Origin of the sequence: Rhizobium sp. PRIMUS64 (assembly GCF_023006465.1) — a bacterium.
GTDB lineage: Bacteria > Pseudomonadota > Alphaproteobacteria > Rhizobiales > Rhizobiaceae > Rhizobium > Rhizobium leguminosarum.
On record NZ_JALBGX010000038.1, the window covers coordinates 15,061 to 29,740 of the forward strand.

Below are 14,680 nucleotides of genomic sequence, written 5' to 3' on the forward strand. Positions count from 1 at the left end.
TCAAGTGGGATCCCACTTTTATACAAAAGTTCCCGGTAGATGCAAGTGCATTCTCAATTCATCGATTCAGTAGTTCGCAAGGACGCCCTGGCGGACGACTTCGAGATGATCGGTCATGGCTCGGCGAGCCGCCTCGGCGTCGTTGGCGGCCAAGGCAAGCAGGATCGCTCGATGTTCTCGCACGCCCGGCTTCGCGCGCACGACAGGCAGCTGTCGCTCGAAGATCGTTGTGTAGCGTCGCATCTCCCCGATCGTGGTTGCCATAAAGGGGTTGCGGCTCTCGCTTGCGATATAGTTGTGAAGCGCGTCGTCAAACGCCCAGACCACCTCAGGGTCAGGTTCGGGGTCGGCCTCGATCTCGTCAAGCATCCTTGTCAAAGGGTCCAGTTCAAGTCGCGAAACATGGGGGCTGGCGAGCGCGGCGGCAGTTGGTTCGAGCAGCATCCTCATGGTGAGACTGTCAAGGTAGTCCTTGAGACTGATGACCCTGACCGAGAGAACGCCTTTTTCGTTTCTGACAAGTAGTCCCTCTCCTTCGAGACGTCCCAGCGCGTGGCGCATGGGAGAACGCGAAACAGCATGTTTGGTCGCCAGGCGGCGTTGCTGGACGACCGACCCCCCGGCGAGCCTGGCTGATAGAATATCGGCCAGCAGGGAACGGTAGGTTTCGTCAGCAAGGCTGGAGTCGCCAACTTCATTCAGACCATCGTCCATCTGCACTCGTTCCAGTCCTTTTCCAAATCGGCTATCATATGTAACAAGTGATCGCGTAAGGAAAGCACGATGCCGCGTCGAGCGGCCAACGCCTTAAAGACAAGGAAATGGCAAACGGTGACAGACGCCTTAGAGGCCCCGGGTCGGAAAATTGCGGAGAAAGGGCAGCATAATCTTGCATCGCTGACCTACAAGGCCGTGTCCGACATGATCCGGCATCGCCGGCTGAAAGGCGGGCATGTCATCGTTGAGGCAAGGCTTGCCGAAACACTCGGGATTTCGAGGACGCCGCTGCGGGAAGCGCTGCAGAGGTTGGAGGGCGAAGGCCTGGTTCGCAAGGGCGATGGCCGAAACTACGTCGTGCGACAGGTGGATGTCGGCGAGTATCTTCAAAGCTTGAAACTGAGGTTGTTGATCGAACCTGACGCAGCCGTACTGTCGATCAACGCTATTCCGCGACGACTTTTGATGAGCGTCCGGCAGGAAATTCACGACCTTCTGGACGCGACGGCATATCACACGGACGCGCACTGGTTCTCCGACGACAATCTCCACAATATGATCATCGATCATTGCGGCAACGCGGTAATGGCCAAGGTATTGCGGGAGCTTCGGGCGACCACGCGTCTCTTCGAAATCGACCGCCTGAAAGATCGCCTGAAGCCGGACTCCACGGAACACCTCGTTATCATCGAGGCGATCGACCGGGGCGATGTTGAGGAAACTCGCCGAGCTGTCGCCCACCACATCGAAAGCTTAATCGCATTTACGCGAATGCATCTACAAGTCGCTGACCTTTAGCATTGCTGCTGCATTTTTTGTGTCAGCTGAAGCCACAGGTCTCCATGATTCGGAGGTCATGGATGACAAGTGTATCGATTGAGGCGACACTTGAGCTTTGGGCGTCTTCGTTACGAGATGTGAAGCGCGAATGCGGCCACTGTTCAGGCAAGAGCGCGTGGCAAATTCGGCTGGGCAATTTCTGGACGGTTTGCGGGGAGAAGAGCGGCGCAAGACGGGTCGGATGCGGGCGGAGGCGGCGGGCGACACCGGCCCGTGGTGGCAGCAGGCTATTCAACGCCATCCGCCCGGATAATTTCCGGCACAAGGCAGGTCACAGCCTTTGCCCAAACGTCAAAACGGCCACAGTCTGGCCCCGTTGCAAAGTTCGACGTTGGCTGCAGGAGGATTCTTGGTTGCTGTTTCACACGGCGTAGATACCGAACTCCCTGTTAACGCCTCAAACGGGTGCTGATCCGCTGATTCCGCGAACCGCCAGAACGGCTTCCGCAAAGGTGTCGATCTGGCTGGCCTGCAACCCGGCGACATTGATGCGTCCGTCCTCAACGATATAGATGGCGTGGCGCTCGCGCAGCATCTCAGCTTCCCCGGGTGTCAGACCGATCAGCGAAAACATGCCTTTGTTCTTGGCGAGGAAATCGTAGTCGCTGCCATTGGTGAAACGCCGGAACGAGGCAGCAAGCCCCTGGCGCAGCGACAGAATGTTGGAGCGCATACCGTCCAGTTCGGCGCGCCAGTCGGCCGAAAGTGCCGGGTCTTCCAGGACGGTGCGAACGATAGCCGCGCCATGATCCGGCGGCATCGAATAGACGATACGGGCTCGCACCGTGAGTTGCGCCTTGGTTGCATCCGCCCGATCCGCGTTGGCGGCGAGAATGAATGCAGCACCTGTACGCTCGCGATAGATTCCGAAATTCTTCGAGCATGACGCGGAGACGAGCATTTCCGGAACCATGCCAGCGAGCAGCCGCACGACGAAGGCGTCATCCTCGAGACCGTCGCCAAACCCCTGATAAGCGATATCGACCAGCGGAACGAGACCGCGTTCGGCGATGATGGCTGCCAGTGCCTGCCATTGCGAACGGCTGGGGTCCGCGCCTGTCGGATTGTGGCAGCAGCCGTGCAGCAACACGATGTCGCCCCGCTTCGACCGTGAGAAATGATCGAGCAGGGCGTCGAAATCCACCTCGCCTGTTCGGTTATCGAGGTACGGGTAAATGACAATCCGAAGCCCGTTGTCTTCGAGGATCGACACATGGTTCACCCAGGTCGGGTCGGGCACATGGACCGCAGCACCCGGGCGCGCCAGGCAGATCAGGCCGGCGAGCACCGTCAAGGCGCCCGCTCCGCCCGGCGTCTGGATACCGCGAATTCGCTCCCACGGCGCGGCCTCGCCGAAGACAAGCCTGCCGATGAGATCGCAGAAAACAGGATCTCCGGCCGGGCCGACATAGGCCTTGGTCGTCTGCGCGGTATGGATTCGCTTTTCTGCCTCCCTCACCGCTCGCGGAATCGGCGTCGTACCGGAGGCGTCCCGGTAGACCCCGACGCCGAGATCGATCTTGTTCGGACGACTATCCTGCCGGAAAATCGGTATCAACGACAGGATCTTGTCGGCTGGCGGCATTGTCAGGTCGTCGAACATTGTTCTCTCCGGTCAGGGGAATTGCCGGCGGCGATGAAACGCCGGCGCTTCATGATGCGGCCGCAGCCCAAATCAGCCGGCCCGCCTATTTCAGCGCGCCGATCTTGTTCTCGATGGCCTCCAGAAATGCGCCGGACCGCACGATTTCGAGAGCCGGTGTGGTCTGCTTGGGCATGTAGCTGTCCTCCTGCTGGAACGGGATCGCCTCGCAAAGCGCATCATAGAGCGCCTGGCTGCCGGTTCCGAGCTTGTAGCCGCCGAGTGCCTCTTCGGTCAGGAAGATGGCGCGGGCCGCAAGCAAGCATTCGACACCAAGGATCTTCGGCATGTTGTCGACCACCTGACGCGTCTTGCGGCATGCCCATGTCGCCATCGAAACATGATCTTCCTGGCTGCTCTTGGTCGGGATGGTATCGGCAACGGCGGGGAAAGCCAGCGTCTTGTTTTCCGATGCGACGGACGCCGCAGCCGTCGAGATGATGCCATAGCCGTAATTCAGGCCGATTGGCTTGCCGGCAAGGTTCGGCGGCAGGCCGTAGTTCAATGTCGTGTCGCAGAGCGAGAACAGGCGTCGCTCGGAAATATTGCCGATTTCCACCAAAGCGATCGTCAGGATGTCCATGGCGAAAGCGATGGGTTCGCAATGAAAGTTGCCGCCGGACAGGAATTCCAGCGCGCCGAGTTCGTTCCAGAAGACGAGCGGATTGTCGGTCGCGGCGTTGAGCTCGCGCGTGATCAGTTCCTTGGCGTGCTCCAACTGGTCGCGGCAGCTTCCATGCACCTGCGGCAGGCAACGGAAGGAATACTGATCCTGGACCCGGGCGGTGTGTTTCGGATGCAGGATATCGTCCTCGAGGCGTACCGCACGTGCTGCCTCGGTCGTGCGGCGGCTACCCCCGATAATGCGACGGATATTTTCCGCAGTCGCGATCTGCCCGGGCTGCTTGCGCACGAGATGAATGCGGGGATCGAACGCTGCCTGCTCGCCGCGGATCGCCTCCAGACTGAGCGCACCCGCCGCATCGGCTGTCTTCATCAGCATCTCGGCGTCATGGAGGTTGAGAACCGCCATGGCCGCGCAGAGGCTGTTGCCGTTGATGAGGGCAAGGCAGTCCTTCGCCTTGAGATCGAAAGCAATTGGCGAGATGCCGGCTTTTTCCAGAGCCTGCGGCGCTGGCATGCGTTCGCCCTGGTAATAGGCTTCCGCCTCCTCATAGCCGATCAGCACCGAAACCATGTGTGCGAGCGGCGCCAGATCGCCAGACGCGCCGACCGACCCCTGGATCGGCACCACAGGGTGAACCCCGCGGTTCAACATCTCAACGAGACGATCGACCACCTCGATCCGCAGACCGGAAACACCGAGGCAGAAGGCGTTGATACGGACGGCCATCATGGCGCGGACGATTTCTTCCGACGCCGGTTCTCCGATGCCGGAGCAATGCGAGAGCACGATATTGCGCTGGAAGCGATCGTTATCGGCCTGGTTGATGGCATAGTCCTTGAGCTTGCCGACGCCGGTGTTGAAGCCGTAGGTTGGCGGCGCGTTTTCGGTCAGCCAGTTTTCCTCGATATAGTTTCTCACCTTGATGATTTCGGCGCGCGCTGTATCGGCGAGCGCTACCTTGGCGCCCTGGCGCGCGATACGAACGGTATCTTTGATCGTCAGGCTGTCACCGTCTAAAATTATGGCGTTCATCTCGATGTCCTTGAAGCTCGATGGGTGTGAGAAAGTAAGTGCCGAAATCGAACACGTCGCGCGCCGGGAGCGCGGCCTGTCTCCATCGCAGCGGTAATGCCACCAGTGACGGCGACGTAGTTTTCCGCGACACTTTCTTCGGTGACGATGGTTCCTGTCATGACGGCGCCGAAATCGCTCATGATGTCTTCAGACCCTCAGTGCGCGTGACGGGGAAAGCCGTGGCACGCGGCTTTGGTGGCGTCTTGAAGCCGGCCGATCAACGCCCCTGCCTTGGGTTCCGGCATGGCAATCGTTTCGAGATAACGGGCTGCCAGCCCGCCCGGCCCTTCGAGCGGGAGAAAGTCGTCGGCCAGACGCCGGACCTGCAACCGTTCCGCCTCCAGCTCCGCTGCCTTGATCTGCTCGTAAAATTCAATCTCTGCCGTGTTCCTGCGGCCTTGACGCAGGGTTAGCCGAAGATGTCGCAACGGCAGGACGAAAAGCGAGCGCCATTCGCCGGCACGGTCCAGAAGCCGCCGCATCTCGCAGTCATCCGCGCCGTGTCCGTCACTATCCGCAAGAGCGAAGAACAGCAGTGACGGCACGTCCACCGCATGACGTGTCTGGGCTTCGAGGCACAAGGACGCGATGCCGGGCTCACTGTAGAGCCGGACCATGGCATCGAATACATTGGCACAGAAAGCAGTGCGCCTCGCAGCTCCGGTATCCTGTTCTGAGCGCGCGTTGCCGCTTGCCGCGGTTTTTTCTTCGAATGCATCAGGGGCTTTTTCCATCACGCTTGTTCCGCCGTCTTCATTCCGGGCGCCGGTTCGTCGTGAGGGAAATGGCAGGCTGCGAATTGGCCGTAGGGCATCGCCGCAAGCTTCGGTTCCTGCGCAGCACAGACCGCCTGAGCGCGTGGGCAACGCCTGCGGAACCGGCATCCGGATGGCGGCGCGCTCCGCGACAAGGCCTGCGTCGGCGTTGCGCTCGGCACGATCTTCCGGCTGGCATCGGGAACCGGGACTGCTTCCAGCAGCATGCGGGTATAAGGATGCGCCGGACGCTGATAGATGGCATCGCCGGTTCCGATCTCGACGATCTTGCCCATGTAGAGGACGGCGACTCTGTCGCTGACATTGCGCACGACGGCGAGATCGTGGGAAATGAAGATCAGCGCCAGGTTTCGCTTCTGGCGGATATCCTGCAGAAGATTGATCACATGCGCCTGCACCGAAACGTCGAGAGATGCAACCGGCTCGTCGCAAACGATCAACTCCGGCCCAACGGCAAGCGCCCGCGCGATCGCAATGCGTTGGCACTGGCCGCCGGAAAACTGATGCGGCCTGCGGCCCTCCACCATCGTCCGGCTCATGCCGACATCGTTGAGCGCACGATCGACCCTTTCCAGCCTTTCCGCTTTGCGGATGCCCTGGATCTCGAGGCCTTCTCCGACGATATCCTGCACCTTGCGGCGCGGATTGAAGGAAGAAATCGGGTCCTGGAAGATCATCTGCAGTTTGCTGCGGATGGCGCGAAGATCGGAAGCCGACAGGTCGGCAACATTCAGGCCGTCATATTCGACGTGGCCGTCGACACGCGTGTCCGCCTTCGGCAGAAGCTTCAGAAGGGCACGGCCGATGGTCGTCTTGCCGCTGCCCGACTCTCCGACGAGACCGAGCGTTTCCCCAGGAGCCACGTCGAAGGAGACGCCGTCGACCGCAACAAAGATCTTGCCGCCGCGCCGGTATCTGACCGAGAGATCGCGAACTTTCAAAAGCGCGTCGTCGCGCAGGAAAGCATCGAAGGCATGCGTTGCGGCACCTGCATCGATGGCCTGGCCGGAAGCCTCGTCATTCATGACAATGCCCTCCTTTCGACCGCGGTGTCGGCTGCATCGTCGGTTTGAACGGGCACATAGCAGGCGAAGCGGTGCTTGCCGTCCGCACTGGTGGTCATCGGCGGCATCGAGGCATGGCAGCGGGCCTCGGCGGAGGGACAGCGCGGTGCGAACGGGCATCCGGGCGCGGGGTTGGCAAGATCAGGCGGACGGCCAGGGATCGTGTGCATTTTCGTATGAGCCGGCTGGTCCATGCGCGGCATCGCCGAAAGCAGAGCCTCGGTATAGCGATGGCGCGGATGGGAAAAGACGGTGTTCGTCGGGCCGTATTCCACGACATGCCCGCCATAGAGCACTAGGATGTCGTCGGTGCGTCCTGCGACGATGCCCAGATTGTGCGTCACCAGGATCATCGACATCTGCCGCTGCTGCTGGATAATCTGCAGCAGATCGAGAATTTCCTTCTGAACCGTGACGTCGAGCGCAGTCGTCGCCTCGTCGGCGATCAAGAGATCCGGCTGGCAGGCAAGTGCCGTGGCGATCATGATCCGCTGCTTCATGCCGCCCGAAAACTGATGCGGATAATGCCCGTAACATTCCGCGGCATCGGGAATGCCGACGCTTGCCAGCAGTTCGATCGCGAGTGCCTTCGCCTGCGCTTTTCCAAGCCGCAAATGGAAGCGGCTCGCCTCTTCGATCTGCCGTCCCACCCGCACGAACGGATTGAGGGATGTCATCGGATTCTGGAAAACCATCCCGAACTTGCGACCGAGAAGGGCACGGCGTTTCGCCTCGTTGAGCGTCGACAGATCGATCCCGTCGGCAAGGATGCGGCCGCTGGTTTTCATGCCCTCCGGCGCAATCCCCATGATCGTCTTGACCAGTATGGATTTGCCCGCTCCGGATTCTCCGACGATGCCGAGCGTCGTGCGCGGCGGGATCCTGAAGCTCACGTCGTGCAGCACGCGGATCGGCCCGAACGGCGACCTGAAATGACAGGAGAGCTCGTGACAATCGAGGACCGGTGTAGTGTTCGCTGCCTCATTCATATCAGAGTTCCCTGACGCGATGGTTCATGCGACGGGCCAGACAATCCCCGACCGTATTGAGCGAATAGACCGTCAGCACGATGGCGACGATCGGTCCGAAGATCAGCAGTGGAAAGCGGCTGAGCAGGTCGGTCGAGCTGGCGATCATCCCGCCCCAGCTCGGCGCCGGCGCCGGAATGCCGTAACCGAGAAAGCTCAACGATCCCTCCGTGATGATCAGCCCCGCCATCAGCGGCGGAACGATGGCCGTCAGCGCCGGAACGAGATTGGGCAGGATCTCGCGCAGCAGAAGCCGCATGTCCGACGCGCCCATGGCGCGTGCCGCCAACACGTAGTCACGGTCGTTCTGGGCAATCACGCCGCCTTTGGCGATGCGTGCATAGGTTCCGATATCGAGCAGGCCAAGCGCCAGCATCATCGTGAAAACCGAATTTCCGGTCACCGATATCAGCGCCAGGATGACGAGGATCGGCGGAAGCGACGCCATGGAATTGGCATAGAGATCGACGATCCGCTCGACCGGGCCGCGATAGAAGCCGGCCAGCATTCCGAGGATCATGCCGATCACCAGCGAGATCAGCGTCGCGACCGAGACGATGGCGAGCGTCGTTCGCGCACCGTAGAGCACGCGGGACAGGATGCTACGTCCGAGCGCATCGGTTCCGAACAGGCCGTTCAGGCTCCATTCCGGACCTTGCGAGAAATCGCCATAGGGGAAGCTTGGCCGGACGAGACCCGGAATGAACTCCACGAAAACCGAGGAGACGATCAGAACCGCCAGGAACACGAAGGCGAACCATTCCATCGGATGGCCGCTCGGCATGCGGAAGCGCGCGGTCTTCGGCATCGCGGCATTCAACGTCTCCGCCAACGCGACCGCTTCGCCGGGCACGAGGTCCGTTTGTGTTGGCTCAAGGCGGCTCATGACACGTCCACCCGCGGATCGATAAGCGCGTAACCGAGATCGACCAGGATGAAGATGACGACGAAGATCACCACCGTCAGCGACAGAATGGCCTGCATGACAGGCAGGTCGTGGCTGCTCACCGCATTGAGAACGGTCCAGCCGATGCCGGGCACCGCGAAATAGCTCTCGACGATGAAGGAACCGCCGAGCAGATAGGTCATCGACAGGCCCATCACCGTCAGCACCTGGGGAGAGGCAGGGCGCAGCACGTGGCGCATCAGGATATAGCGCGTCGGCAGACCCTTGGCCCTGGCAACGAGGACATAGTCCTCCTGGAGGACCGCAACGAATTCGCTGCGGCTCACCCTGTAGAAATAGGCTGCCTGGTGCACGCTGAGGCACATCACCGGCAAGGCGACGTAGTAGAGATTGCCGATCGGGTCGTCGCTGAAGGAAACCCAGCCGGTCGCCGGCAGCCAGCGCAGCACGATTGCGAAGACGAAGCCGAGCAGAACCACGATGACGAAGGTCGGGATCGACAGCATGACCGAGGACACCGCCCGCAGCACCGTATCGACGATGCCGCCCGGCCGGCTGGCGGTATACATGGCGAGCGGCACGCCGATCAGGAGCGAGACGAACATGGCAAGCAGTGCAATCTCGAACGTCACTGCCGCCCGGTCGACCAGGAGTTTTGCCACGGACTGCTGGCTGAACATGGTCTGCCCGAGATCTCCCTGAAGAAGCCGTCCGAGCCAGCCGAGATAACGTTCCCAGACCGGCAGATCGTAGCCGTAACGGCTGTTCAGCGCATCGATCTGCGCCTGCGTCGCGTTCTCTCCAAGGATCAGCTGCGCCGCCGACCCCGGCATCAGGCTCGACAGCGCCGTCGCCGAGAACGTCACCAGCAGGAAGACCGGAATGCCGGCCAGAAGCCGGACGCCGACCGCTTTCAGATAGGAGAGCTTGGCAATTCGCAACGATCGGACTCCGATTGTCAGGTGGAACATCCAATGCCGGACTGGACCGGCATCCGGATTTCGCAAAACGAGACGGCAGAGCGGCCGGCCTCCGGGATCAGAGTGCCTTCCATCTGTCCTCGGCATCGAGCCAGCCGCTGTCCCGCTCCAGCGCGGCCTTCTGCTCGGCAGGCGTCATGCCGCCCATGCTGTGCTCGTCGGCGTAACGCGTGCTGCGGTCGTTGAAGACATGCCGCCCGTAATCCATCATGCCATACATCGATCCCTTCTCGAGATAATGCATGGTCACCAGGTTGAAGCCGAGCGCTTCGATTTCCTCGAGCCGCACGAAGGGCACGCCGTTGACTGTCGCGACATCGCCGAACATCTTCCAGCCGGGCAATTCCTTTGCCACCTTCTGACATTCCTCCAACGTGCGCAGCCCATGCACATAGGTCATTTCAGCACCGAGTGCTGCGGCGCGCACGCAGCGTTCGATAGCGTCGTCCAGCCCCTTCTCGAGCTTGGATTCGGTGCGTGCGATAACCACGCAATCGGTGCCTTCGCAGGCTTCGATCGAGGCCTTGATCTTGGCGAGCCACAGCTCCTGCGAGACGACCTCATGCGGCACGTTGCCATCGACCTTGCCGGCCAGCGTCGCCGCCTCCATGGCGCGGCCGAACCGCGCATAGCCGCGTTCATTGGGCGTATCCTCGATCAGGATCGCTCCGGCACCGGCTTTGGCGAGACGATAACAGGTGCGGAAGGTCTGGACGACATCGCCGAAGCCGTCATCCGCATCGATGACCAGCGGCAGAGGCGAATAGTCGGCGATGCGGTCGGTCGCGTAGACCAGTTCCTCCTGATTATGCAGGCCGAGATCCGGCACGCCGGACATGCTGAATCCCAGCGATGCGCCGCTGAGCAGGATCGCCTCGAAGCCGGCCATTTCCGCCGCCTTGGCGGAGTAGCAATCCCAGACGCAGGGCGTGAACACCTGCTTGCGGGAAACCAGGTCCCGAAACTTCACCTTCTTGCGATTGCCGATCATCGTCATCCACCTTTTCCGATCGCCCCGCGTCGCAGGGCTCATTCCGTCGTCTTAACGTCTCTGGCGTGTACGGTCGTCCAGCCCATCGACCGGCCCTTCCCTGCCCGCCCGGATCTTCCGGGCGAGCTTGTGCGTCATGATCTGGAGCCCGCTATTTCTGGCAGGCATCCGTGCAAACGTAGAGGAACTGCTTTTGCAGGATGCCGCCATTCGAGGGAACGACGCCGCCGGTATTGTCGCGCAGCAGCAGCGAGCGCGTCTGTTCCCCGAAGATGTAGAGCGGCATCTCGGTTGCAACGAGCTTCTGAACCTTGACATAGGCGGCTTTGACAGCGGCCGGATCGAGAGTGGAGCTGGCCTCCTTCAGTGCAGCATCCATCTCGGCACTCTTGTACTGTCCCCAGTTGAAAGCACCGCCGGAGCTCAGCAGGTTGGAAATGTTCGGCTCGGCACCGTTCGACACCAGTACCCCGCCCTCGACGCAGATGTCGAAATCGAGCTGCGTCTTGCACCGCTGGATCAGCGAGGCCTGGTCGACTTCGACGATCTCAGCCGAGGCGCCCTCATAGCCGGTCAGCACCTGCTGAATGTAGGCGGCAAGACGCTTCAGGTCCGAGTTGGTATAGGTGACGATCTTGATCGAGAATGGCTTGCCGTCCGCCTTCAGAGCATCGAACAGTTCCTGCGCCTTCTTCGGATCATAGGTGGGCAACGATGAAACGCTGTCGAAATAGGGCGAATTCTCTCCAAAGTAATTGCTGGGTGCCTTGTATCCGGGCATCTGCGTGAAGGCCTGCATCAGCCGCGCGCGGTCGATGGCGGAATAGAAGGCCTCGCGGGCGCGAACATCGGTGAAGATGCCCTTGGCCTGGTTGAGATAGGCGCGGTTGATGCCGCGGATCGGGATCTCGCGGGTCGCAACCCCCGGCGCCGTTGCGTTCGAGCCGAACTGATAGGGATAACCGGCCATCATCGTTGCGCCACCCTGCACGACGGTGGCGATGCGGCTGTTGGTTTCGGGAATGATGGCGAACTTGATCGTATCCAGATAGGGGCGCGGCTGATCCCAATAACCGGGATTGCGGGCCATGGTCATCGATATGCCCTGGTTCCATTCGGTCAGCGTAAAGGCGCCGGCGCCCACCGGCTTGATATCGGTCTTTTCCTTGGCGGCCTTCAATGCTGCCGGCGAGGCGATGAAGGGGCACAGCTCGGCGACCTGGGCTGCGAAATTGGCGTTCGGGGAGGACAGCTTGATCGTCAGCGTCTGTGGATCGACGACGGTGATCGCCTTGTTCCAGGAAGAGATGAACGGCTGAGCCGGCGAAAGCGTGGCCGGATCGGCGGCGCGGTCCCAATTGTATTTGACGGCTTCCGCATCGTAGGGCGCACCGTCCGTGAACTTCATGTCCTTGCGAAGCTTCAAGGTCCAGGTCACCGCGTCGGTGCTGGTCAGGCTTTCGGCCATGCCACCGGTCACGACGCCCTTATCGTTGACGTAGACGATAAAGCCGTAGACGGCGTCGAGCACATCCATCGGACCGCCGGGATAGGTGCCGGCGGTGATCGCCGGATCCCAGCTCTTGATGTCCGAACCGTTGATAATGGTCATCGTGCCGCCGCTGACGGGCTTTTCCGTCTGCGCGATCGCGGAAGATGCGGCGAGCATCATGGGTGCCGCCGTCGTCAGCGACAACAGCAAGGCGGCGGCGCCACGCATGAACAGGCTCTGCAGCCTTCTGGAACGATTGTCTGACAACATCACTCTATCTCCTTTTTTGAGTTCCCCTGGGGGAGTGATTGTGCGTCGTTGTTTGCATGCGGTTGACATCATGGCCGGGCAGCTTTCAGCGCTGCTCTTCATGGCTCAGTCGTTATGATCCTCCGTCCAGCGCCGGACCGTCGGATGATGAAGCCCGAATTGATCCAGCGCACGCCCCACGGTCTGGTCGACCATTTCGGCGATTGATTTCGGCAGCGTGTAAAAGCTCGGCACCGGTGGCATGATGACGGCGCCGCTGCGTGTCGCCTGGTCCATCAGCGCGATATGGCCCGCATGCAACGGCGTTTCCCGCACCATCAGCACCAGCCGGCGGCGTTCCTTCAGGCAGACATCGGCGGCGCGCACGATCAGATCGTCTGCATAACAATGCGCGATCCCGCTCAGCGTCTTGATCGAGCATGGTGCAACCAGCATGCCGTCGCAGCGGAAGGAGCCGGAGGCGATCGAGGCGCCGATATCCCCGTGGCTGTAGACCCGGTCGGCGAGGCCACGGATTTCGTCCGCAGTCTTTCCCGTCCCTTCGGCCAGTGCCGTGCGGATCGCCGCGGGCGATATGACAAGATGCGTTTCGACATCGTCGAAATCCCGCAGCATCTCCAGCGCACGCAGGCCGTAGATTGCACCGGAAGCCCCTGATATGCCGATGATCAAGCGCCTCAAACGTTCATCTCCGGCTTGACACGCGACAGCAGCTGACGCATCCGCTCGTAGGATTCCAGCGGCGGAAGCGCCTTGTCGAACCCTTCCTTCCGATCGCCCGCCTTCATCGTGGCGTCATAACCGACCTTGGCGATCACGCCGCCGTCTTCCTGAGGCTCGGACCGGTCTGCCGGAAGGTCCGTGACGATGAGAATGTCGCGCTCCGCGCGCATGCGCGTCATCTTTGCCAATTCGACGGCACCGAGATCCCAGGGGTCGACATCGCTGTCGACGATGGTGATGTTCTTGACGATGCTGACCGCACCCCAGCAGATCGACATGATGCGGCGTGCCTGTCCCGGGCGGGGCGCATCGATCTGCACGACCACGTTGTTCCGTCCGCTACCTGACGCGGTGACGGCAACCTCGCCGACATTAAAAACGGACCGCCGGATGACGGCCTTGAGGCTTGCAGCGATCGGCACCGCGCCGAGATAGAGGTGCTCCATGTGGTAACCGGGCTCGATCACCTGCAACATCGCGTCGGAGCGGCAAGTCATGCATTCAAATCTGACGCGCACCCCGGAGCCGTAATCCTCGTACATGCCGTGATATTCGGAGACCAATCCCTCGAGGATCGGCTCGTCGATATGAATATGACCTTCGAGCACGATCTCCGCCTCTGCAGGCACCGCAAGATCGATCGACTTGCAGTGGACAAGCCGCACCGGCTCGCCGAGCAACGATCCGGCGCAGTGCATTTCATCGTCACCGAGCCCCAGATAGAAGCAGGCGGCAAGCTGAATGGCCGGATGCGCGCCGAGGACGACGGCGAAGGGCAGCGGCTCGCCTTTGGCGCCTGCCTTGCGAGCCATGATGGCGAGATGATGGTTCGGTGCAATACCGATCATCGCTTCGTTCGGACCAAGCACCTTGATGCGGGCATAGGACGCGTTGCCCAAGCCTGTTTCAGGGTCGCGCGCCACGATCAGACCCGCAGTAATGTAGGGACCGGTCTCCTTGGAAAAGAACGTCGGGACTGGAAGCCGGGTCAGGATGTCGTCCCGGAAGAGCTGTTGCTGTACCGGCGCATCGTCCACGAAGACTGGCGGCACCGGAGACGCGATCGAGGATAGCAGCTTCTGCTGGATATCGCTTTTCGCGACATCAAGCGCCAGGGCGACACGATCAAGATCCGACAGGATGTTGCCGAAGATCGGCATGTCGTGACCCTTGATGCGGTCGAGCCGTACCGCCGCCTTTTCATCGACGATGGAAAGAATGGCCGATACGTCGTGGATCGGGTCGACTTCCTCCGAAATCACCAGCAGCCGACCGCGTCGGTCGAGTTCCTGAAGAATGCCTCGACACGACTGATCGCTTTCGCCGCGTGGCATTGCGCTGGCCGCCCCGGATGTCATTGCCGCGTTTTCAAGCGGATCAGGGTGATCATTCATCCGGTAATCCTGTGAAAGTCATTTCCGAGGGCTGTTGTGATGCGGCAAGTATCAGCCGCACGCCGGAGACTGGGTAGCTCGAAAATCACGAATTGGGGGATAGGAAAATCAGAATGCTCCGCGCATGAGCACGATTCGGCACGATATGTTTTTT

At 61.0% G+C, this 14,680-nt stretch carries 13 protein-coding genes and 1 pseudogene; 2 read left to right on the forward strand and 12 right to left on the reverse strand.

What is annotated here, in order from left to right:
• Positions 1-66: 66 nt before the first annotated feature.
• Positions 67-720, reverse strand: a complete 654-nt coding sequence (locus MOV76_RS16875) for a GntR family transcriptional regulator (protein WP_027666894.1) — start codon at positions 718-720, stop codon at positions 67-69.
• A 111-nt stretch (positions 721-831) separates the two neighbouring features.
• Here MOV76_RS16875 and MOV76_RS16880 point away from each other — a divergent pair, with 111 nt between their 5' ends.
• Both MOV76_RS16880 and MOV76_RS16885 read left to right on the forward strand, forming a co-directional pair.
• The gene (locus MOV76_RS16880) at positions 832-1,515 is read left to right on the forward strand and encodes a GntR family transcriptional regulator (RefSeq protein WP_018243919.1); all 684 of its coding nucleotides are present in this window, start codon (positions 832-834) and stop codon (positions 1,513-1,515) included.
• 44 nt (positions 1,516-1,559) lie between these two features.
• Positions 1,560-1,789: pseudogene (locus MOV76_RS16885) on the forward strand (IS701 family transposase); the annotation flags it as partial.
• Between the two features lie 165 nt (positions 1,790-1,954).
• On the opposite strand, the gene MOV76_RS16890 reads toward MOV76_RS16885, so the two are convergent.
• The 11 genes from MOV76_RS16890 to MOV76_RS16940 all read right to left on the reverse strand — a co-directional run bounded on the left by MOV76_RS16890 (position 1,955) and on the right by MOV76_RS16940 (position 14,526).
• Complete coding sequence (locus MOV76_RS16890; RefSeq protein ID WP_247264920.1) at positions 1,955-3,160, reverse strand: amino acid aminotransferase; 1,206 nt, start codon at positions 3,158-3,160, stop codon at positions 1,955-1,957.
• A gap of 85 nt (positions 3,161-3,245) precedes the next feature.
• Positions 3,246-4,859 carry a histidine ammonia-lyase gene (gene hutH / locus MOV76_RS16895; protein ID WP_247264921.1) on the reverse strand — a complete coding sequence of 538 codons (1,614 nt, stop codon included), beginning with the start codon at positions 4,857-4,859 and terminating at the stop codon, positions 3,246-3,248.
• A gap of 197 nt (positions 4,860-5,056) precedes the next feature.
• The gene (locus MOV76_RS16900) at positions 5,057-5,635 is read right to left on the reverse strand and encodes a TIGR02444 family protein (RefSeq protein ID WP_182564515.1); all 579 of its coding nucleotides are present in this window, start codon (positions 5,633-5,635) and stop codon (positions 5,057-5,059) included.
• Entirely contained in the window at positions 5,635-6,702 is a 1,068-nt protein-coding gene (locus tag MOV76_RS16905; protein ID WP_112905455.1) for an ABC transporter ATP-binding protein, read from the reverse strand. Before MOV76_RS16905 ends, MOV76_RS16900 begins: the two co-directional genes overlap by 1 nt.
• Complete coding sequence (locus tag MOV76_RS16910) at positions 6,699-7,730, reverse strand: ABC transporter ATP-binding protein (protein ID WP_247264922.1); 1,032 nt, start codon at positions 7,728-7,730, stop codon at positions 6,699-6,701. The genes MOV76_RS16905 and MOV76_RS16910 overlap by 4 nt, the downstream gene beginning before the upstream one ends.
• A gap of 1 nt (position 7,731) precedes the next feature.
• Positions 7,732-8,655: an ABC transporter permease gene (locus tag MOV76_RS16915; protein WP_247264923.1), complete on the reverse strand. Its 924-nt coding sequence runs from the start codon at positions 8,653-8,655 to the stop codon at positions 7,732-7,734.
• The gene (locus MOV76_RS16920) at positions 8,652-9,647 is read right to left on the reverse strand and encodes an ABC transporter permease (protein ID WP_042941350.1); all 996 of its coding nucleotides are present in this window, start codon (positions 9,645-9,647) and stop codon (positions 8,652-8,654) included. The genes MOV76_RS16915 and MOV76_RS16920 overlap by 4 nt, the downstream gene beginning before the upstream one ends.
• A gap of 67 nt (positions 9,648-9,714) precedes the next feature.
• On the reverse strand, positions 9,715-10,653 hold the full coding sequence (locus tag MOV76_RS16925) for an oxaloacetate decarboxylase (protein WP_018243911.1): 939 nt from the start codon (positions 10,651-10,653) through the stop codon (positions 9,715-9,717).
• A 145-nt stretch (positions 10,654-10,798) separates the two neighbouring features.
• On the reverse strand, positions 10,799-12,409 hold the full coding sequence (locus MOV76_RS16930) for an ABC transporter substrate-binding protein (protein WP_247264924.1): 1,611 nt from the start codon (positions 12,407-12,409) through the stop codon (positions 10,799-10,801).
• 105 nt (positions 12,410-12,514) lie between these two features.
• Complete coding sequence (locus MOV76_RS16935) at positions 12,515-13,090, reverse strand: UbiX family flavin prenyltransferase (RefSeq protein ID WP_018243909.1); 576 nt, start codon at positions 13,088-13,090, stop codon at positions 12,515-12,517.
• Positions 13,087-14,526, reverse strand: coding sequence for a UbiD family decarboxylase (locus MOV76_RS16940; protein ID WP_247264925.1), 1,440 nt, complete (start codon positions 14,524-14,526; stop codon positions 13,087-13,089). Before MOV76_RS16940 ends, MOV76_RS16935 begins: the two co-directional genes overlap by 4 nt.
• Between the last annotated feature and the right edge of the window lie 154 nt (positions 14,527-14,680).